Annotated in this window: 17 protein-coding genes and 2 tRNA genes; 15 read left to right on the top strand and 4 right to left on the bottom strand. The window is 57.9% G+C overall.

All coding sequences use genetic code 11. The features are described 5' to 3' along the window. Window positions 1-54: 54 nt before the first annotated feature. Window positions 55-867: a squalene synthase HpnC gene (gene hpnC, locus CPter91_RS14685; protein ID WP_061941524.1), complete on the bottom strand. Its 813-nt coding sequence runs from the start codon at window positions 865-867 to the stop codon at window positions 55-57. Between the two features lie 249 nt (window positions 868-1116). On the opposite strand from hpnC, the gene CPter91_RS14680 reads away from it, so the two are divergent. The 11 genes from CPter91_RS14680 (at window position 1117) to CPter91_RS14630 (ending at window position 15701) form a co-directional block, all read left to right on the top strand. Beyond that, window positions 1117-2310, top strand: a complete 1194-nt coding sequence (locus CPter91_RS14680; RefSeq protein WP_236905823.1) for an efflux RND transporter periplasmic adaptor subunit — start codon at window positions 1117-1119, stop codon at window positions 2308-2310. Next, entirely contained in the window at window positions 2307-5402 is a 3096-nt protein-coding gene (locus tag CPter91_RS14675) for an efflux RND transporter permease subunit (RefSeq protein ID WP_061941520.1), read from the top strand. Before CPter91_RS14680 ends, CPter91_RS14675 begins: the two co-directional genes overlap by 4 nt. 140 nt (window positions 5403-5542) lie before the next feature. Continuing rightward, window positions 5543-5629, top strand: a tRNA-Leu gene (locus tag CPter91_RS14670). 153 nt (window positions 5630-5782) lie between these two features. Beyond that, the gene (locus CPter91_RS14665; protein WP_061941518.1) at window positions 5783-6280 is read left to right on the top strand and encodes a CreA family protein; all 498 of its coding nucleotides are present in this window, start codon (window positions 5783-5785) and stop codon (window positions 6278-6280) included. Between the two features lie 201 nt (window positions 6281-6481). Beyond that, complete coding sequence (tig, locus tag CPter91_RS14660) at window positions 6482-7834, top strand: trigger factor (RefSeq protein WP_061941516.1); 1353 nt, start codon at window positions 6482-6484, stop codon at window positions 7832-7834. A gap of 86 nt (window positions 7835-7920) precedes the next feature. Further along, the gene (clpP, locus tag CPter91_RS14655) at window positions 7921-8547 is read left to right on the top strand and encodes an ATP-dependent Clp endopeptidase proteolytic subunit ClpP (RefSeq protein ID WP_061941514.1); all 627 of its coding nucleotides are present in this window, start codon (window positions 7921-7923) and stop codon (window positions 8545-8547) included. A gap of 181 nt (window positions 8548-8728) precedes the next feature. Continuing rightward, window positions 8729-9997, top strand: coding sequence for an ATP-dependent Clp protease ATP-binding subunit ClpX (gene clpX / locus CPter91_RS14650; RefSeq protein WP_061941512.1), 1269 nt, complete (start codon window positions 8729-8731; stop codon window positions 9995-9997). A gap of 332 nt (window positions 9998-10329) precedes the next feature. Then, window positions 10330-12744: an endopeptidase La gene (gene lon, locus CPter91_RS14645; protein WP_061941510.1), complete on the top strand. Its 2415-nt coding sequence runs from the start codon at window positions 10330-10332 to the stop codon at window positions 12742-12744. Between the two features lie 421 nt (window positions 12745-13165). Continuing rightward, on the top strand, window positions 13166-13438 hold the full coding sequence (locus tag CPter91_RS14640; RefSeq protein ID WP_061941508.1) for an HU family DNA-binding protein: 273 nt from the start codon (window positions 13166-13168) through the stop codon (window positions 13436-13438). Between the two features lie 118 nt (window positions 13439-13556). Next, window positions 13557-13633 (top strand) — tRNA-Asp (locus CPter91_RS14635). A 130-nt stretch (window positions 13634-13763) separates the two neighbouring features. After that, entirely contained in the window at window positions 13764-15701 is a 1938-nt protein-coding gene (locus tag CPter91_RS14630) for a SurA N-terminal domain-containing protein (RefSeq protein WP_061941506.1), read from the top strand. A 94-nt stretch (window positions 15702-15795) separates the two neighbouring features. Here CPter91_RS14630 and CPter91_RS14625 read toward each other — a convergent pair whose 3' ends face one another. Together CPter91_RS14625 and CPter91_RS14620 are read right to left on the bottom strand one after the other, a co-directional pair. Further along, window positions 15796-16551, bottom strand: a complete 756-nt coding sequence (locus CPter91_RS14625; RefSeq protein WP_061941504.1) for a carbonic anhydrase — start codon at window positions 16549-16551, stop codon at window positions 15796-15798. Between the two features lie 258 nt (window positions 16552-16809). Beyond that, window positions 16810-17502: an arylesterase gene (locus CPter91_RS14620; RefSeq protein ID WP_082792859.1), complete on the bottom strand. Its 693-nt coding sequence runs from the start codon at window positions 17500-17502 to the stop codon at window positions 16810-16812. Between CPter91_RS14620 and CPter91_RS14615 the strand changes: the two genes are divergently transcribed. From CPter91_RS14615 to CPter91_RS14600, 4 genes are read left to right on the top strand one after another with little or no spacing between them, the layout of a single operon-like run. Then, window positions 17501-18250, top strand: a complete 750-nt coding sequence (locus tag CPter91_RS14615) for an ABC transporter ATP-binding protein (RefSeq protein WP_061941500.1) — start codon at window positions 17501-17503, stop codon at window positions 18248-18250. The two genes, CPter91_RS14620 and CPter91_RS14615, sit on opposite strands and share 2 nt — an antisense overlap. Before the next feature lie 56 nt (window positions 18251-18306). Next, window positions 18307-18645, top strand: coding sequence for a hypothetical protein (locus tag CPter91_RS14610; protein ID WP_061941498.1), 339 nt, complete (start codon window positions 18307-18309; stop codon window positions 18643-18645). Window positions 18646-18692: 47 nt separating this feature from the next. Continuing rightward, the gene (locus CPter91_RS14605; RefSeq protein WP_061941496.1) at window positions 18693-19454 is read left to right on the top strand and encodes a YdcF family protein; all 762 of its coding nucleotides are present in this window, start codon (window positions 18693-18695) and stop codon (window positions 19452-19454) included. Between the two features lie 58 nt (window positions 19455-19512). Continuing rightward, on the top strand, window positions 19513-20427 hold the full coding sequence (locus tag CPter91_RS14600; RefSeq protein ID WP_061941494.1) for a LysR family transcriptional regulator: 915 nt from the start codon (window positions 19513-19515) through the stop codon (window positions 20425-20427). Window positions 20428-20455: 28 nt separating this feature from the next. On the opposite strand, the gene CPter91_RS14595 is transcribed toward CPter91_RS14600, so the two are convergent. Beyond that, window positions 20456-20878 carry a thioredoxin family protein gene (locus tag CPter91_RS14595; RefSeq protein ID WP_061941492.1) on the bottom strand — a complete coding sequence of 141 codons (423 nt, stop codon included), beginning with the start codon at window positions 20876-20878 and terminating at the stop codon, window positions 20456-20458. Window positions 20879-20951: the final 73 nt, after the last annotated feature.

Raw genomic sequence — 20951 nt, 5'->3', positions numbered from 1 at the left:
GCCCGAAGTATACGTAAGAAATGCTGCTTGCTTGCTGATTTTTATCGATTTTTGTTATGTCATGCGCAAGGCGCGCCAGGCCAGCAGCAGCCAGTCGGCTTTCCTCAGTTTTGGCCGGCGGCGGAACATATCGTATTCTGCCGCTTCCAGCATTTCCAGGATGCGCAAGCCGCCTTGCACCACCAGCCGCAGCTCCCAGCCGATCCTTCCCGGCAGCCGCAGCGCCAGACCCTGGGCGCCAGTCATCATGGCGCGTGCGCGCTGCACCTCGAACGCCATCAGGCGGCGCCAGGCATGGTCGCAGTCGCCGCTGGCGAGCTGCGCCTGCGATACGCCGAAGCGCTGCAAATCTTCTAGCGGCAGGTATATGCGCGCTTTTTCCCAGTCGATGGCGACGTCTTGCCAAAAATTAATCAGTTGCAGCGCCGAGCAGATCGCATCGGAGTCGTGCAGGTTTTGCTCGCTGGCGGCGCCGTACAGGTGCAGCATCAGGTTGCCGACCGGGTTGGCTGAGCGGCGACAGTAATCCAGCAGGTCGGCAAACTGCTTATAGCGGGTGGTGATCACATCTTGCTTGAAGGCAGACAGCAGATCGCGAAACGGCGCCAGCGGCAGGCGGTATGCCACGATGACCTCATGCAAGGCCTGGAATAGCGGATTTTCGGCGGTCAGCTGCTGTTCTATCCGGTCCAGCGCCGCTTCATAGGCGTTCAGTTCGCGCAGGCGCTGCTCGGGACTGGCGTCGCCTTCATCGGCAATATCGTCGGCGCTGCGGGCAAAGGTATAGATCGCCTGGACCGCCGGGCGCAGGCGGGCGGGCAAGAGTATTGATGCTACCGGGAAATTTTCGTAATGATTGGTCGACATGGGGCGCTGTGTAAAACCGCTGTGTAAAACCGCTGTGTAAAACATTTGTTAAAAAGCCATGTTTGTGGCAATTGCTGGCGGACGCAAAAAAGCCTTGGGCAAACTTGATCGCTCGCAATTATAATTACTGACTTTAGAGTTAGTAATTTTTGAGGGCGGGATGGAAGCTGCAGCAGCCCGCCGTGATCACTACGTATCCTGATGGCAATGCGCAAACTGGCAATAGCCCAGAATAGTAAAGGAAAAAACGTGCCGACCCAGATAATTCAGCGTGCAATCGAGCGCGACCCAGCCCCTCTCCACGGCTTGATGCGTGCTCCCAATTTATTGCTTGTTTGTACATTGACCCTGCTGGCGGCCTGTTCCAAGGCGCCGGAAAAGGTCGAGGATATCCGCCCGGTGCGCGTGACAGTGCTCAATCCGGCCAATGCCGACGTCACCTCCGAGCTTCCCGGTGCAGTGCAGGCGCGCTACGAATCGCAGCTGGGCTTCCGGGTGGGGGGCAAGATCATCGCCCGCCAGGTGGATGTTGGCACGGTGGTCAAGCGCGGCCAGGTGCTGATGCGGCTGGACCCCAAGGATTTGCAGCTGGCGCAAGCGCAAGCGGTGGCGGCGGTGAGTTCCGCCGCCAGCAACCGCGATACGGCCAAGGCCGACTTGAAACGCTATCAGGAGCTGCGCGGCAAGAACTTCGTCAGCCAGGCGGTGCTGGACGCCAAGGACACCGCCTTCAAGGCGGCGCAAGCGACCTATGACCAGGCCGAGGCGGCTTTCAAGGGGCAGTTGAATCAGACTGCTTATGCCACTTTGGAGTCCGACGTCGACGGCGTGGTCACCGCCATCAATGCGGAAGCCGGCCAGGTGGTGGCGGCGGGTACGCCGGTGGTCAGTGTGGCGCGCCAGGGCGCCAAGGAAGTGGTGGTGGGGGCGCCGGAAAACCAGGTCGATCAGCTGCGCCGCAGCGACGATGTCCAGGTGCGCCTGTGGGCTGATCCCAAGCAGCTGATCCGCGGCACGGTGCGCGAAGTGTCGCCGATTGCCGATCCGGTGACGCGCACCTACGCCATCAAGATTGCGATTCCCGACCATACCCCCAACGTCAAGCTGGGCATGACCGCCTATGCCGCATTCATCAGCAAGACCAGCGACGACGCCATCAAGGTGCCGCTCACTGCGCTGCTGCGGGTGCAGGACCATAGCGTGGTGTGGGTGGTCGAGGGCGCCAATGTGCGTCAAGTGCGCCAGGTGCCGATTGAAATCACCGGCCAGCACGGCAATGAAGTATGGATACGCGGCGCCTTGAAGCCCGGCCAGCAGGTGGTCACGGCGGGCGTCAATCAATTGAAGCCGGGCCAGAAGGTCACCATCCTTGATGCGCCGGAAGCCAGCCTGCCAGCGGCCAAGGCTGCTAGCGCTGCTGCCACGAGCGGAGCCGCCCAATGAGCGACGGCAAAAAAAGCGGTTTCAATCTGTCGCGCTGGGCGCTGGAACACATCCCGCTGACGCGCTACCTGATGGTGGTGCTGGTAATCGGCGGCATCCTGAGCTATGGCCGTCTTGGGCAGGATGAAGACCCGCCGTTTACTTTCCGCGCCATGGTGGTGTCGGCGCAATGGCCGGGCGCCACCGCCTTGCAGATGGCCGACCAGGTGACCGACAAGCTGGAAAAGAAACTGCAGGAAACACCGCATATAGATACCATCCGCAGCTATTCCAAACCGGGCGAAACGCTGATCATCCTGACTTTGCAGGAATCCGCCACGCCCAAGGAAACCGTGGATGCCTGGTACCAGGTGCGCAAGAAGATCGGCGACATCAAGCTGACCTTGCCGCAGGGCGTGCTGGGGCCATTCTTCAACGATGAATTCGGCGAAACCTATGGATCCATCTTTGCCGTGTCCGGCGACGGTTTCAATTATGCCGATGTCAAGGACTATGCCGATTTCGTGCGCCAGCAGCTGCTGACCTTGCAGTCGGTGGCCAAGGTCGATTTGTTCGGCGTGCAGGATGAAAAGATCTTCATCGAATTTTCACAGAAAAAGTTTTCTCAGCTGGGCATCTCGGTGCAGGACATCGTCAACCAGCTGAGCGCGCAGAACGCTCTGCAAGCCAATGGCATACTGGTGACCGCCAGCGACAACCTGCAGATCCGCGTGAGCGGCGCGCTGGCCTCGCCCAAGGACCTGGAAAACCTGCAGCTGCGGGCCAATAACACTACCTTCCGGCTCGGCGATTTCGCCGCCATCAAGCGCGAATACATCGATCCGCCGTCGCAAAAAATGCGCTACAACGGCAAGGAAGTGATTGGCCTCGGAGTCTCGATGGTGAAGGGTGGCGACATCATTGCGCTGGGCAAGGATATGGCGCGCATCACCGCGGAAATCAAGGCCAAGCTGCCGGTCGGCATCAACCTGGAGCGGGTCTCCAACCAGCCGAAAATCGTCGCCGAATCGGTCGATGAATTCCTCAAGACCTTGATGGAAGCGGTGCTGATCGTGCTGGCGGTGAGTTTCCTCTCGCTCGGTTTCCATACCAAGCCGTTCCGCATCGATGTCTGGCCGGGCCTGGTGGTGGCGCTGACGATTCCGCTGGTGCTGGCGATCACCTTTCTGTTCATGCGCATCTTCAGTATCGACTTGCACAAGATCTCGCTGGGGGCGCTGATCATTGCCCTCGGCTTGCTGGTCGACGACGCCATCATCGCGGTCGAAATGATGGTGCGCAAAATGGAGGAGGGCTTGTCGCGGCTGGAGGCGGCGACTTTTGCCTACACCTCGACGGCGATGCCGATGCTGACCGGCACCCTGATCACGGCCGCCGGTTTCCTGCCCATCGGTCTGGCGAAGTCGGCGGCCGGCGAATATACCTTCTCCATGTTTTCGGTGAATGCGCTGGCGCTGCTGATTTCCTGGCTGGTGGCGGTGCTGTTCACGCCCTATATCGGCTATCTGCTGCTGAAGGTCAAGCCGGCCGCCGGCGCCGACGGCCATCATGAACTGTTCAACACGCCGTTCTATTCGCGCGTGCGGCGCGCCGTCAACTGGTGCGTCGAGTGGCGCAAGACCACCATCGCCCTGACGCTGATGGTGTTTGCGCTGGGCGTGTTCGGCTTCAAGTTCATCGAGGAACAGTTCTTCCCCGATTCCAGCCGGCCGGAACTGATGATCGAGCTGTGGCTGCCGGAAGGTTCTTCTTTTGCGGCCACCGAAGCGCAAGCCAAGAAGTTCGAAGCCTACATCCACAATGCGCCGGAACTGGAAAGCATGACGACCTACGTCGGCAGCGGCAGTCCGCGCTTCTATCTGCCGCTGGACCAGATCCTGCCGCAGACCAATGTGGCGCAGCTGGTGCTGCTGACCAAAGACCTGGCTTCACGCGACGCCTTGCGCCTGAAAATCACCGAGGCTTTCAAGCATGGCTTCCCCGAAGTGCGCGGCAGGGTCAAGCTGCTGCCGAGCGGACCACCGGTGCCGTATGCAGTGCAGTTCCGCGTCAGCGGCACCGATGCCGCCAAGGTCAGGGTGATTGCCGATCAGGTCAAGAGCGTGATGAACGGCAATCCGAACATCATTGGCCTGAACGACAACTGGAACGAATCGGTCAAGGTGCTGCGGGTCGATCTGGACCAGGATAAATTGCGCACGCTGGGAATCGGTTCGCAAACCGTGATGCAGACCGTCAACACCCTGCTGACCGGCACCACCATCGGCCAGTATCGCGAGCACGACCGCCTGATCGACATCGTGGTGCGACAGCCGCTGGACGAACGCGCCACCATCGATGCCTTGAACCAGGCGAATATTCCGACCGCCAGCGGCAAGTCGGTGCCGCTGGCGCAAGTCGCCACGGTCAAGCTGGTGTGGGAGCCGGGCGTGGTCTGGCGCGAATGGCGCAACTGGGCGATCACCGTGCAGGCCGATGTCATCGACGGCGTGCAAGGACCGACCGTGACCGACCAGATCAATCCGCAGCTCGACAAGATCCGGGCTCAGCTGCCGCCCGGCTATGTGATCGACATTGCGGGCGCCGCCCACGATGCTGGCAAGGCGCAGGATTCGATCGCCGCCAACGTGCCGCTGGTGATTTTCATCATCTTCACTTTGCTGATGCTGCAGCTGCATAGCTTCTCGCGTTCGCTGCTGGTGTTCCTGACCGGGCCGCTGGGCATCGCCGGCGCCGCTGCCGCGCTGCTGATCCTGCACCGGCCGTTCGGCTTCGTCGCCCAGCTTGGCGTGATCGCGCTGTTCGGCATGATCATCCGCAACTCGGTGATCCTGATCGACCAGATCGAGCACGATATCGCCAGCGGCGTGGCGCCATGGAACGCTATCGTCGAATCGGCGGTGCGCCGTTGCCGGCCGATCATGCTGACGGCGGCAGCGGCGGTGCTGGCCATGATTCCCTTGTCGCATTCGGTGTTCTGGGGGCCGATGGCGGTGGCCATCATGGGCGGCCTGATTGTCGCTACCGGCCTGACCTTGCTGTTTTTGCCGGCACTGTACGCGGCCTGGTTCCGGGTCAAGAAACCGCAGTAGCGCGGGGATGGCGGCGAGGGCGGAATTTTGCCAGGAATAGTGTCTTGCCCCTCGCCATATCGGGCAGCTTGCAGTAGAATAGCGGGCTGCCCGATATTGCCAAGCTCTATCGAGCAGGTATAAGGCAAATGCAAGCAAATGCGACCGTGGCGAAATTGGTAGACGCAACAGGTTTAGGTCCTGTCGAGAGCAATCTTGTGGAGGTTCGAGTCCTCTCGGTCGCACCAGCGGTATTCTTCAAATTACCGCCTCGCTGAATATTCAAGAACCCTCTATCGAGGGTTTTTTTACGTCCCTGTCTTTTATGTCAGGGCAGGATAAAAAAGGCGGGCGGTTCGCATGCAATCGGTTTTTTCGAATTTCTCTTTCTTGGAATAAATATGCGCACAACATCCCGTTGCTTGCTAGCCTTGTCATGCTGCCTTGCATTTGTTGCGGTTTCAGAGCCGGTGCAGGCCGCATCAGAGCAGGTGGGCGAGGTCAGCACCGCCTTTCGCTGGGTCGGCCGTAACGACCGGGTTGTGGTGGAGGCCTACGATGACCCCAAGGTGCAGGGCGTGACCTGCTATGTCTCGCGCGCCCGCACCGGCGGCGTCAAGGGGACGGTCGGCTTGGCGGAAGACCGGGCCGAGGCGTCGATTGCCTGTCGCCAGGTTGCGGCAGCCGTCCAGTTCGTCGGCAAGCTGCCCTTGCAGGAAGATGTGTTTACCGAACGCATGTCGGTGTTGTTCAAACGTTTACATATAGTGCGTCTGGTCGACCCGAAGCGGAATACGCTGGTTTATCTTACCTATTCGGATAAGCTGGTAGATGGCAGTCCGCAAAACAGCGTGACCGCCGTGCCGGTGTCCGCCGGAAACCCGATTCCGCTGAAATAAGCGGGCTTGGCAGCCTTTTGCCATCCAAATAGCTGCTGGATCGCTTGTTAATGCAGGCGCACGGTGACGCGTTTTGGCGCAACGGGCTGTTTTACGTATAGAATATCGGACTTTAGCGCGACAGGGTTGGGGTGAAAATGACAACATTTAAGCCGATTACTCTGGTCGCACCACGGAATTTTTAATTTTTGGACGATCCACATGGCAACTGCAGTCGAAACTCTGGATAAACTTGAACGCCGCCTTACCCTCACTATCGCCATCAGCGAAGTGCAAACCGAAGTCGAGAAACGCCTGAAGGTTCGCGCTCGCACCGCTAAAGCGCCTGGCTTCCGCCCAGGTAAAGTGCCGATGAAGATGGTCGCCGCACAGTACGGCTATCAGGTGGAAACCGAAGTATTGAACGACAAGGTCGGCAATGCTTTCAACACTGCTGCCAACGAAAACAACCTGCGCGTCGCCGGCTATCCGAAGATCGAGCCAAAGAACAGCGAGGGCGTTGCTGAAGGCACGCTGGCATTCGACGCTACTTTTGAAATCTACCCTGAAGTCAAGATCGGCGATCTGACTGCAGTAGAAGTCGAGCGCACCAAGGCTGAAGTCAGCGATGCGGAAATCGACAAGACCATCGACATCCTGCGCAAGCAGCGCGTGCACTACCACGTCAAGGGCGAGCAAGGCGCGCACGGCGATGGCGGCAGCGACCTGACAGCCAAGAACGGCGACCGCGTGACAGTCGACTTCGTCGGCAAGATCGACGGCGTTGAGTTCCAGGGCGGCAAGGCTGATGACTACGCGTACGTGCTGGGCGAAGGCCGTATGTTGCCTGAGTTCGAAGCCGCAACTATCGGTCTGAAAGTCGGCGAAGCCAAGACTTTTGAACTGGCTTTCCCAGCGGATTACCATGGCAAGGATGTGGCCGGCAAGACTGCCGAATTCACTATCACCCTGAAGAAGCTGGAATGGGCGCATCTGCCGGAAGTCGACGCGGAATTCGCCAAGACCCTGGGCATTGACGACGGCGACCTGACCAAGATGCGCGCTGACATCAAGCTCAATCTGGAGCGTGAAGTCGGCTCCCGCGTCAAGGCTAAGAACAAAGACAGCGTGATGGATGCCCTGATCAAGGTCAGCGAACTGGAAGTGCCTAAGGCGCTGGTAGACCAGGACGTTGAGCGTCTGGTTGAAATGACACGCCAGGACATGGCACAGCGTGGCATGAAGGTCAATGACATGCCTTTCCCGCCTGAGCTGTTCACCGCCCAAGCCGAGCGTCGCGTCCGCCTGGGCCTGATCCTGGCCGAAGTGGTCAAGGAAAACAAATTGCAGGCAACACCAGAGCAGGTCAAGGCGCAAGTCGAAGACTTTGCTCAGAGCTACGAAGACCCGCAACAAGTCCTGAAGTATTATTTCAGCGATCGCCGCCGTCTGGCAGAGGTCGAAGCCCTTGTTTTGGAAGAAAACGTCGTTAACTACGTGTTGGGCAAATCGAAAGTGACTGAAAAATCGGTCGCATTCGATGAATTGATGAGCAACAACGGGCAACAGGCTTAATCAGCCTGCATAACCGGGGTCAGGCAGGTAGCCTGGCCCCGGTCAGTGGATTGATTAGGTTTTGAGCGCTCTCCATAAGGAATACTATGACAGGCTTTAATCGTAATTCGGCACTGGATACTGACATGCTCGGCATGGTGCCTATCGTGATTGAGCAAAGCGGGCGCGGTGAGCGGTCGTACGATATTTATTCGCGCCTGTTGCGCGAGCGCGTGATTTTCCTGGTGGGTCCGGTCAATGACCAGACCGCCAATTTGATCGTGGCGCAATTGCTGTTCCTGGAAAGTGAAAATCCTGACAAGGATATTTCCCTGTACATCAATTCTCCTGGCGGCTCGGTTTCAGCCGGCATGGCGATTTTCGACACCATGCAGTTCATCAAGCCGGATGTATCGACGCTGTGCACCGGCATGGCTGCTTCGATGGGTGCTTTTCTGCTAGCCGCTGGCGCCAAGGGCAAGCGTTTCTCGTTGCCGAATTCGCGCATCATGATTCACCAGCCTCTGGGCGGCGCCCAAGGGCAAGCTTCGGATATCGAAATCCAGGCACGCGAAATCCTGTATTTGCGCGAGCGCCTGAACGGCATCCTGGCCGACAAGACCGGCAGAAGCGTTGAGCAGATCAGCAAGGATACGGATCGTGACAATTTCATGTCGGCCGATGCTGCCGTGGAATATGGTCTGATTGATAAAGTCCTGGCGACACGCGCTTGATTACTGCGTAATTGAAGGAATGCTCGGCGCCCGGCCCCCAAGGTACGGGCGTTTTGCTTTTCAAAAACGGCCTTAGGCGTGACGAACTTTGATTTCGCGGGTAATATAAAATCAATGCCTGCCGCGTCCTCGCTTTTACCCGATCGATGCGCTCCCTTAGTTTTACTTAAATACTGCCTTTATGCCTGATAAAAAATCTTCCAGCGGCGAAAAACTGCTTTACTGTTCCTTTTGCGGCAAGAGCCAGCACGAGGTGAAAAAACTCATCGCCGGGCCATCGGTATTCATCTGTGATGAATGTATCGATCTCTGCAATGACATCATTACGGATGAAGCTTCGAACGTCGAGACGCTGGATGGCCAGAAATCGGAATTGCCGACGCCGCAGGAAATCAGCGAGCTGCTCGATCAATACGTGATCGGCCAGGAGCCGGCCAAGCGCATCTTGTCGGTGGCGGTATATAACCACTACAAGCGCCTCAAGCATCTCGGCAAGAAAGACGACATCGAGCTGGCCAAGAGCAACATCCTGCTGGTAGGCCCGACCGGTTCCGGCAAGACCTTGCTGGCGCAGACGCTGGCGCGTATGCTGAACGTGCCGTTCGTGATCGCCGATGCGACCACCTTGACCGAAGCCGGCTATGTCGGCGAAGACGTCGAGAACATCATCCAGAAGCTGCTGCAGAACTGCAATTACGAAGTCGACAAAGCGCAGCGCGGCATCGTGTACATCGATGAGATCGACAAGATCTCGCGCAAATCGGACAATCCGTCGATTACCCGTGACGTTTCAGGCGAAGGCGTGCAGCAGGCGCTGTTGAAGCTGATCGAAGGCACCATGGCGTCGGTGCCGCCGCAGGGCGGCCGCAAGCATCCGAACCAGGACTTCGTGCAGATCGACACCACCAATATCCTGTTCATCTGCGGCGGCGCTTTCGACGGCCTGACCAAGATCATTTCCGAGCGTTCGGAAAAGAGCGGCATTGGCTTTTCGGCAAATGTGAAGAGCCAGAGCCAGCGCACCTCCAGCGAAGTCTTGCTGGATGCCGAGCCGGAGGACCTGACCCGTTTCGGCCTGATCCCTGAACTGGTCGGCCGCCTGCCGGTAATTGCGACGCTGGCGGAGCTGAACGAAGCCGCCCTGATCGAGATCCTGATCGCGCCGAAGAACGCACTGGTCAAGCAGTATTCAAAATTGCTGCAGATGGAAGGCGCCGAGCTGGAAATCCGTCCGGCCGCCTTGCAAGCCATCGCCAAGCGGGCGCTGGCCCGCAAGACCGGCGCCCGCGGCCTGCGTTCGATCCTGGAGCATGTATTGCTGGACGTTATGTACGATTTGCCAAGTCAGCAAAACGTCGCCAAGGTAGTTGTGGATGAAAATACCGTCAACAGCGGCGCCAAGCCCTTGTTGATTTACCATGAACAACCAAAGGTGTCCGGCGCCAAGTAAGCGCTCTGGTCTTGCCGGTGCTGGCTGGGGCGGATTTTGCCCGGCCGGCGCCATGTAGGAAAAGCCGGTAATTTTGTAAAGCCTTGTAAAAAGCAGGGGTTTAAGCAGGTTTTTCACTCAAAAGTAGTACAATTTCCCAAAATATACGATTTGGCTTCAATCGCAAAGCCACCCGAAGTCAGCTTCGCGTGTGGCTTTTTTTATTGGCCCACGCAAAAACGGGGGCTTTCCTGAAGGCTCCCATAGAAGTGGTGATTTATTGTTGAAACTGGGGCTTGATTCTCGGCCACTCGTGCCAACATCATTAGTAAGTTTTTTTGATAAGGCTCGCCATGACGACTTCTACATTTACTGAACAGACTCAGTTGCCTCTCTTGCCTTTGCGGGATGTGGTTGTATTTCCGCATATGGTGATCCCATTGTTCGTCGGTCGTCCTAAATCCATCAAGGCCCTGGAAGCTGCGATGGAGCAGGGCAAGAGCATCATGCTGGCAGCCCAGAAGGCTGCCGCCAAGGACGAGCCGTCGCCGGACGATATTTATGAAATCGGCTGCGTCGCCAACATCTTGCAAATGCTGAAACTGCCTGACGGTACCGTCAAGGTGCTGGTGGAGGGTGCGCAGCGCGCCCGTATCCATCACATCAGCGAACTCGATACGCATTTCGTTGCCGACCTGACGCCGCTGGAATCCGAACTGGGCGACGAAGCTGAGGTGGAGGCAATGCGCCGCGCCATCGTTCAGCAGTTCGACCAGTACGTCAAACTCAACAAGAAAATCCCGCCAGAGATCCTGACTTCGCTGTCCGGCATCGATGACGCCGGCCGTCTGGCCGACACCATTGCTGCCCACTTGCCGCTGAAGCTGGAGCAAAAGCAGGTGATCCTGGAGATCTTCAACATCGCCAAACGCTACGAGCATCTGCTGGGCCAGCTCGAAGGCGAACTGGACATCCTGCAGGTGGAAAAGCGTATCCGTGGCCGCGTCAAGCGCCAGATGGAAAAATCGCAGCGCGAATACTATCTGAACGAGCAGGTCAAGGCGATCCAGAAGGAATTGGGCGAAGGCGAAGAAGGCGCGGATCTGGAAGAGCTGGAAAAGAAGATCCTGGCTGCCAAGATGCCGAAGGAAGCGCTGGAAAAAGCCCAGAGCGAACTGAAGAAGCTGAAGCTGATGTCGCCGATGTCGGCCGAAGCCACCGTGGTGCGCAACTACATCGATACGCTGGTCGGTTTGCCATGGAAGAAAAAATCCAAGGTCAACAACGAGCTCGGCAATGCTGAAAAAGTGCTGGAAGGCGATCACTATGGCCTGGACAAGGTCAAGGAACGCATCCTGGAATACCTCGCCGTGCAACAACGCGTCGACAAACTGAAAGCGCCGATCCTGTGTTTCGTCGGTCCTCCGGGCGTGGGTAAAACCTCGCTGGGGCAATCGATCGCCCGCGCCACCAACCGCAAGTTCGTGCGCATGGCTTTGGGGGGCGTGCGTGACGAGGCTGAGATCCGTGGCCATCGCCGTACTTACATCGGTTCGATGCCAGGCAAGATCCTGCAAAGCCTGACCAAGGTCGGGGTGCGCAATCCGCTGTTCCTGCTGGACGAGATCGACAAGCTCGGCATGGATTTCCGCGGCGATCCGTCATCGGCTTTGCTGGAAGTGCTGGATCCTGAGCAGAACCATACTTTCTCGGATCATTACATCGAAGTCGATTTCGACTTGTCGGACGTGATGTTCGTGGCCACCTCGAACTCCTTCAACATTCCGCCGGCATTGCTGGACCGGATGGAAGTGATTCGCTTGTCCGGCTACACCGAAGATGAAAAGACCAACATCGCGCTGCGCTACTTGCTGCCTAAGCAAATCAAGAACAACGGTTTGAAAGCAGAAGAAATCAGCGTCGCCGAAGGTGCGATCCGCGACATCATCCGTTACTACACGCGTGAAGCCGGGGTGCGTTCGCTGGAACGCGAAATCTCCAAGATCTGCCGTAAGGTAGTCAAGCTGTTGCTGTTGAAGAAGCAAGAGAAGAAGGTCGCTGTCACTACCAAGAACATCGACAAGTTCCTCGGTGTGCGCCGCTTCGACTACGGCGTGGCGGAGAAGGAAAACCAGATCGGCCAGGTGGTCGGCCTGGCATGGACCGAAGTCGGCGGCGAGCTGTTGACCATCGAAGCGGTCAAGATGCCTGGCAAGGGCGCCATCATCCGTACCGGTACGCTGGGCGACGTGATGAAGGAATCGATCGAGGCAGCGCGCACCGTGATGCGCAGCCGGGCTGCGAAGCTGGGCATCAAGGGCGAGGCTTTCGAGAAGAGCGATATCCACATCCACGTGCCGGAAGGCGCGACGCCGAAGGACGGTCCTTCGGCCGGCGTCGGCATGACCACGGCGCTGGTGTCGATCTTTACCGGCATTCCGGTGCGCGCCGATGTCGCGATGACAGGTGAAATCACTCTGCGCGGCGAAGTCTTGCCGATCGGCGGCTTGAAAGAAAAACTGCTGGCGGCGCATCGCGGCGGCATCAAGACGGTATTGATCCCAGAGCAGAATGTGAAGGACTTGGCCGAAATTCCGGACAACGTCAAGAACAAGCTGGAAATCGTGCCGGTGCGCTGGATCGACAAGGTGCTGGAAATCGCGCTGGAACGTCAGCCGGTGCCGTTGACCGAAGAGGAAGCAGTGCTGGATGCGGCGACGGTTGCCAAGACTGGCGAGAAGAGCGACCCCAGCGTGGTCAAGCACTAAATTCTTTAAGCCGTTGAATTCACGGCCTTAATTTCCGTGATTGAAGAAAGTGTCCGTGAGGGCGCTTTTTTTTTACCGTAGGGTGGGCATGCTTTTGTGCCCACGCGGATAGTTACAGCGTGGGCACAAAAGCGTGCCCACCCTACAACCTGAAAAGGAAGCCGCCTTTCCCGGGAATCCGTGAAGAACCATTTTTTTATGGTGCGCAGCCGCCGGATGTTGAATCTATCAAGTTTGTAAAATCAGGTTAAACCCACCCCGTAATGCCCGGAAGGCGCTTGACACAAGGCTTTGCGGCTTGTTTAATACGAGCTTGCAGAATTTTTCTGCACTCCGCCCGCGATGTTTTAGCACGCGATGCTGACCTTGATTGCATCGCCAAACTCGCATCTCGAATTTCCATTCATATGAGGGGACCCAAGTGAACAAAACTGAATTGATCGATCATATTGCCAAGTCGGCAGACATTTCCAGGGCGGCGTCGACACGCGCGCTGGATGCGATGATCGCGGCAGTAAAAACCACGCTGAAGAAGAACGGCAGCGTGACGCTGGTTGGTTTCGGCACCTTTTCCGTAGGCAAGCGCGCGGCCCGTACCGGCCGTAATCCGCGCACTGGAGAAGCAATTAAGATCAAGGCAGCGAAAGTTCCTAAATTTAAGCCTGGCAAAGCGTTGAAAGATGCTGTAAACTAGCGTTCTTTGGCGTGGTGACAAACGCCAAAATGTTTGGCCGAGTAGTCTGTCGTGTTTTCTGCGGCGTGGTCAGGCAGGAAAATGCGAATTTGTTTTATAAGATTTGCGAGCAGTTTTAGGAGTGGTAGTTCAGCTGGTTAGAATACCGGCCTGTCACGCCGGGGGTCGCGGGTTCGAGTCCCGTCCACTCCGCCAAAATACAAAAAAGGCGAACGAGAGTTCGCCTTTTTTCTTATGTGCATTTGGTTTATATAGTTGCCTCATATGAAGTATTCCTATATGTTGCAGCTTTATTTATTAGCCGCTTGATCTCGATTGGCCGACCATGTTTGAATTTGTCCGTACCCATCAGCGTTTGATGCAGTTCTTGCTGCTGCTGTTGATCATCCCTTCCTTCGCTCTAGTCGGTCTGCAAAGCTATAGCAGCTTTGGCGACGGCGCCAATACGGTAGCGAAAGTCGCCGGCCAGCCGATCACCCAGCAAGAGCTGGATGGCGCTTTGCGCCAGCAGATGGAACGCATGCGCCAGGCATTTGGCGATCGTTTCGATCCGAAAATGATGGAGACGGCGGAAGCCAAGCAGGGCGTGCTGGATAATCTGATTTCGCAGCGGGTGCTGGCTGCAACCGCCACCAGCGAGCATTTGACAGTCACTGATCCGGCCATTCAACAGGTCATCCTCAGCCAGTTTCCAAACCTGCTTGGCGCGGATGGCAAATTCGACAGCAAAACCTTCGATCAATTGTTAGCCATGCAAGGCATGACGCAGATCAGCTACGCGGCTCGCTTGCGCCAGGATATGGCCATGCAGCAGCTGAACGGCGCAGTGCAATCGACGGCATTCACGCCGAAGACCGTTGCTACCCGCCTGTCTGACATCAACGACCAAGAGCGCGATGTGCAGGAGTTGCTGTTCAAGTCTGCCGATTTTGCTGGCCAGGTCAAGGTCACGGACGCCATGCTGCAAGACTATTACAGCAAGAACCCGAAGGAATTCGAGATTCCGGAGCAGATCAAAGCTGAGTACGTAGTGCTCGACAGCAGTGCGGTTGCGGCGCAAGTCACGGTCAGCGATGCCGATATCAAATCTTTTTACGACCAGAATGTCGCCCGCTATACGGTGCCGGAAGAACGCCGCGCCAGCCACATCCTGATCGCCGTGAAAAAAGATGCGCCGGCCGCTGAGCAAGCTGCCGCCAAGGCCAAGGCAGAAAGCCTGCTGGCCCAGGTGCGCAAGACGCCAGCCGACTTTGCAAAAATCGCCAAGGCGAATTCGCAGGATACCGCTTCCGGCGAACTGGGCGGCGATCTCGGCTATTTCGGCGCCGGCAGCATGGTCAAGCCTTTCGAAGATGCCGCCAACAAGCTGAAGCAGGGCGAGATCAGCGATCTGGTGCAATCCGATTTCGGCTATCACATCATCGAACTGACCGGCATCAAGCCAGCCCAGGTCAAGCCGCTGGATGAAGTCAAGACGGAAATCGCCGGTGAGATCAAGAAGCAGCTGGCGGCACGCAAATTCACTGAAATGGCGGAAGCCTTCAGCAATACCGTGTATGAGCAGGCGGACAGCCTGAAGGCAGTTGCAGACAAACTGCACCTGCAAATCCAGACCGCCGCGAACCTCGGCCGCCAGCCGAATCCTGCTGCTGCGCCTACCGCTCCTTACAACAACCAGAAATTCTTGACGGCCCTGTATTCGGACGAAGCGCTGAAGAACAAACACAATACCGAGGCCATCGAAGTTGCGCCGAGCACCTTTATCGCCGGCCACGTCCTTGAGTACAAGGCAGTGACCAAGCGGCCATTTGAAGAAGTCCAAGCCATCATCCGCGACAAGGTGACGCGCACTGAAGAAGCGGCGCTGGCTAAAAAAGCTGGTGAAGAGAAGCTGGCCGCCTTGAAGGCGCAGGACAATGCCAGCGGTTTCGCTGTGGCGCAAACCGTGTCGCGCACCAAGAACCAGGGTGTCAATCCGCTGGCGTTTGAAGCGGTAATGAAGGCTGACGTCAATAAGCTGCCGGCCTATGTCGGCGTTACCCTGCCGCTGCAAGGCTACGGCGTGTATCGTATCGGCAAGGTCGGCCAGCCGGCTGCGCAGGACCAGGCTCGCCGCGTAGCGGAACAGGAACAGATCACCGGCATCTTGGCGCAACAGGAAATGCTGGCTTACGTGGACGTCTTGAAAGAGAAAGCTAAGGTCAAGATCCTCAAGCCGATCGCAGCGGCGCCGGTGGATGGCGACAACGGCGGCAGCAAATAAAGCCGGAAGCTTCTAGCCTGATCAGAACGGCCCATGCAACGTAAGTCGCATGGGCTTTTTTCTGTCTGTGCGGCAGAGAAAATGGTGTGGAAAATTATTCCTCGTTGACTTGGCGGTGATTCAATTTCTGCAGTGGCCGGTGGTTGTCGCGGAAGATCGCCTTGAATGCGGCAATCTGTTGCTTCGACATGGCGATTGGCTGTTCCAGCACGATCCAGTTGACCGATTCCGAGCAGGGTGGCGTAGTCAGCGAGCCGGAGTAGACCAAGGCTTTTTTGTCGCTCGGTAACAAGGCCGCGATATCGACTTGCGCCTGTCGTCCAGCGGTTGCCTGGGTTGCCGGCAGATCGACAAAGACTGGCTCCAGCGCCGGATTTTCTGCGCCCTCCTGGATGAAGATGCCAACCACGGTGATTTGTCCGTTGCTGCCCTTGTTCACCAGATGCAGTTCCATCGGATAGGATTTCCCATCCAAGGTGTGCTCACTGGGGGTGTGGAAATGGAATTGATCAAGCTTGTATGATTCGCCTTTGTAGACCACGGTGTCGTTGGCATCGCTGACATTGGCCTGGATGGTATGGCCGTTATTCAGCAGAGCGACGCTGCCGGCTTCGTAGTGGATCGCAAAGTCCTTGCTGGCGACGCGCTGGGCAGTGGCTTCGGACAAGGCGATCGGCGATTGCCGGTGACCGGAACGGCAGGCGGCATTATCTGGAACGCCGTCGGCCCAATGGGTCGGATCGACCTTGCCATGATAGGACCAGTGCACGTCGGTCTCAGCTGAAAATGCCGATGTCATGGCAGTAGCCAGCAGGCTGGCGGCGATGGCGGATTTGAGAAGTATCTTCATTGCTTTCTCTAGGAATTGGAGGAGGGCTGTGACCGGGTTCGATGACAGCAAGCCGTATTCTAAGAAAAGAGATCTTCCAAATCTGTAGGAATATTCTTGCGAATGAGCCGGGTTTTTCTGGAAAGCTTCCGGTTTTCGGAGCTGCCGGCAGCTTGTGCGTGCCAGGCGTGGCAGCTATCCGCAGGCACCCTGCGATAGATAGTAATCCTGGCTGGTGTTGCCGTTGATTGATCGCCGCTCGAAACGCATGCTCAAAGACTATTTCGCCAGCAGCGGCTTCAATCCCGGCCAGATGTTATTCAGTATGATCGGATGGGCCTGGGCCAGCGGGTGCATGCGGTCGGCCTGGAACATGTCCGGCTTGTCGGCGACGCCGTCCAGCAGGAAGGGCACTAGCGCCACCTTGGCTTGCTTTGCCAGCGTTGCATACTGCGCAAAGAATTTTTCGGTATAGTCGCGGCCGTAGTTGGGCGGTATCCGCATGCCCACCAGCAGCACCTTGGATTTCGCTTGTTGGGCAGCGCCGATCATGGCGCGCAGGTTGCTTTCGGTGGCGCTCAGCGACAGGCCGCGCAGTGCATCGTTGGCGCCCAGCTCGATGATGACAATATCCGGCTTGTGCTGCAGCAAGGCCGGCAGGCGCGTCTTGCCGCCGCTGGTGGTTTCGCCGCTGATGCTGGCGTTGGTGATGGTAGCGTCAATTTTTTCAGCCTGCAGCCGCTGCTGCAACAGCGCCACCCAGCCGCTGCCGCGCTCCAGGCCGTATTCCGCGGAAAGGCTGTCGCCTAACACCAGTATCGTTTTTGCTGCAGAATAAGCATTGTTCGTCCATACTAGACCTAGCAGGCCGAGCAGAATGACAGCCCGCCGCGAACTGCTGGCGATCTTGCCGGTCATACGCGCAATCCGTTCCTGACAACCATTCTTCAACCCGGAGTCGATAATCTGCATGCCTCAGTCCTCTTCTGTTAATCCTGCAACGGTGAATTCCAGGGCTCCGGCCATCGATGTCCAGCGCTTGACCAAGCGCGTCGCCGACGCCAGCGGCGAGCTGGTGATTCTTGATGATATCAATTTTAACGTCCAGGGCGGCACTACGCTGGCGATTGTCGGCGCCTCCGGTTCCGGCAAGTCGACTTTGCTAGGCTTGCTGGCGGGCCTGGACACGCCATCTTCTGGCACGGTGCGCATCGACGGCAGCGATATCTTTGCGCTGGATGAAGATGGCCGCGCCGGCCTGCGCAAGGAAAAGCTGGGTTTCGTGTTCCAGTCTTTCCAGCTGCTGAGCCATCTGAGCGCGCTGGAAAACGTCATGCTGCCGCTCGAACTGCGGGGCGACAAAGATGCACGCGAAAAGGCGCAAGCCAAGCTGGAGCGGGTCGGCCTGGGCAGTCGTTTGCAGCATTATCCCAAATACCTGTCGGGTGGCGAGCAGCAACGCGTGGCATTGGCGCGCGCTTTCGTGACTGAGCCGCCACTACTGTTCGCCGACGAGCCTACCGGCAGCCTTGACGCTGCAACCGGCGACGCGGTGATTCAGTTGATGTTCGATTTGAACCAGGAGCGCGGCTCGACCCTGGTGCTGGTGACGCACGATACCTCGATTGCCGAGTTGTGCCGCCAGACCATCACGATTGCCGCCGGCCGTTTGCTGCGGCCGGGCGATACAGCGGCGACGGATAAGCAGATATTTCAGTAGGTCCGGATCAACCCGGATTCGCGCTACAGAACAGGCAGGGAATTGGAGGGTGGTGGATGTCAGCATGGCTTTCGGTAACAAAGGCGGTGCTTCCGTATGTCAGCGATATTATTTCGGTGGCGATGCCGGTTTTTACCCGTCGCAAAGGGAATACGGAGGAGAGCCAGATCCAGATTCTGCAACAGCAGGTGGCAGAGTTGCAGGGCGCGTCTTTACAGAACGCGGGCGACATCAAGGCGCTGGCGGAGCAACTGAGCGCGGCCTTGCCGTTGCTGGAGCGGGAGGTGCAGGGAGTAGACGCCAAACTGGCGCGCGCCAGCCTGCTGTGCGGCGTCGGCGTTGGCATCGCCATACTGGCGCTGGTGGTCAGCTTCATGGCTCTGCTGTTCAAATGAACGGCTCCTGCAATCCGGCAGTTCCTATGTAACTTGATGCCGCCAACATGACTTTCATTATTCTCTTCCTTCTTATCGCGGCCGCCACCATACTCACGCTCATTCACTGGCGCCGTGCCGGCCGTCTGTCGTATGCGCTGGCGCTGCTGTTGTTTATCGCCACCGGCGTCGGTATCCTGCCGAAATATTTGCTCGACAGCTTGCAAGCGCCATATGCCGCTGGCGCCGCCGTGGCGGATATGCATTGGGCTAAACAGAATGCCATCGTCCTGCTTGGCGCAGGCACCGAACCAGTTGCCGGCACGGTCGAGACCGGCACATTTGCCTACGGACGCGTGGCCAAGACGGCAGCCTTGTACGGCGCTTGCAGAAAGACCGCGGGGCAATGCAAAGTGATCGTCAGCGGCGGCGACCCGCAGCGGCGCGGCGTTGCCGAAGCGATTGTCTATGCCACCTACCTGGAGCAGCTGGGAGTGGATAAGGCCGATCTGACGCTGGAGACAAGCAGCAAGAATACATGGCAAAATGCGCAGTTCAGCGCGCCCTTGCTTAAACCCTATGCGGGCCAGGTGGTGCTGGTGACATCGGGCATTCATATGCGCCGCAGCCTGCTGTATTTTTCCCATTTCGGGGTCGACGCCAAACCGGCGCGGGCCGATTACCTGGCGGCCAAGGGCAACTGGTTTCCGCTGGCCTACAATTTTTGGGTAACCGATCTGGCGCTCAGCGAGTACATCGGCGTATGGCGCTATCATGCGTATAACCTGCTGGGCTGGAATGCGCCGGCAGTGAAGCCGGTACTGCACTAAAGCGGCGAGCGGGCGCGCTGGCGCTCAACTACTTCTACGGGAAATAAGGATAATTTGGATGGACCGCTTGCAATCCATGCGCGTATTCGCGAAAGTGGTGGAGCAGGGCAGCTTTGTCGCTGCCGCCCAGGTGCTCGACATGTCGAATGCTGTCGTCACGCGCCTGGTGGCCGATCTGGAGAACCATCTCGGGATCCGCCTGTTGCACCGCTCGACCCGCCGCATGGCTTTGACAGAGCCGGGCCAGGCCTACCTGGAGCGGGTGCGCCAGATTCTCGACGAAATCGATGAGGCGGAGGCGGCCGCCTCGGTGCTCTCGACCAAACCTGCCGGCACCTTGCACATCTATTCGCAGATTGGTTTTGGCCAGACCCAGCTGGCGCGTCTGCTGCCGCTGTATTCGAAACAATATCCGGATGTCCAGCTGGATGTGACGCTGTCTGACCGCACTGCCGATCTGATCGAAGAAGGTTTCGATGTCGGGATTTTCTCGGTCAACCAGAAGTTCGATGTCAGCATGGTGGCACGCCAGCTCGGCATCGCCGAAGTGCTGCTCTGCGCTTCGCCGGCGTATATTGCCGAGCACGGCGCGCCACAGGCACCGGAGGATCTGGCGCGGCACGCCTGCCTGAATTTTTCTCTGGAACACTTGCGCCACCACTGGACCTTCCAATCGACTGAAGGCACCTCGGTGATCCCGATTGCCAGCAAGGTCATGTCGAACAACACGGAACTGCTGCGGCATTGCCTGCTGGCCGGAATGGGCATCGCCATGCGCAGTTCCTACACGTTGGGCGACGACATGGCGGCGGGGCGGGTAGTGCGGGTGCTCCCCGAGCATCAGATCAACAAGGTGGCGGTGCGCCTGGTGTATCCGAGCCGACGGCTGCTATCGGCCAAGGTGCGCAGTTTTGTCGACTTCATGATGGCGCAGTTTCCGCATCCGGATTGCGATCCCTGGCTGGTGTCCTGAACAGCTTAAGAGCCCGTTAGGGAGTGAGTTAGCTGTTAGTCAGGCGCCGCAGCAAATTGCCTTCCTGCTGCCACAAACGGCGTTCCTCACTGCTCTCAGCTTCAGCCCGTAATTCTTCCACGCTCTTGCTCATCTGCGACTGCAGGATGCGCTCCGCCAGGCGCAAATCCATTTCCACCGGGGCCAGAAAGGCGACCACATCGCCGCGCTGGATCAGCAAAGTGGGGAAATTATCGATATCCAGGTCGCCCACCAGTTCAGCCTGGTCTTCGATATCGATCCAGGCAAATTGCACCTGCGGGTGGCGTTGCGCCAGCGCCGTGAAATTCGTTAAATACTCCCGGCAACTGCCGCACCAGGCGGCACACAGGCAAGCCACCACCCAGCCGTCGTCACTGAGGATGTCGGCAAGTTGCGAGTGATTGTGGCGGTCGAGAGTCAGGATCAGCATAGCCGGTATTTTACCGTGACTGGGGCTCAATCTGGACGATCCCGCTCGAATACCGCTCGGAGGCCTGCGCGGC

It is taken from the genome of Collimonas pratensis, from assembly GCF_001584185.1.
Classification (GTDB): Bacteria; Pseudomonadota; Gammaproteobacteria; order Burkholderiales; family Burkholderiaceae_D; genus Collimonas; species Collimonas pratensis.
Note: the sequence above shows the minus strand (reverse complement) of the source record. Positions and strands in the feature narration are given on the sequence as shown.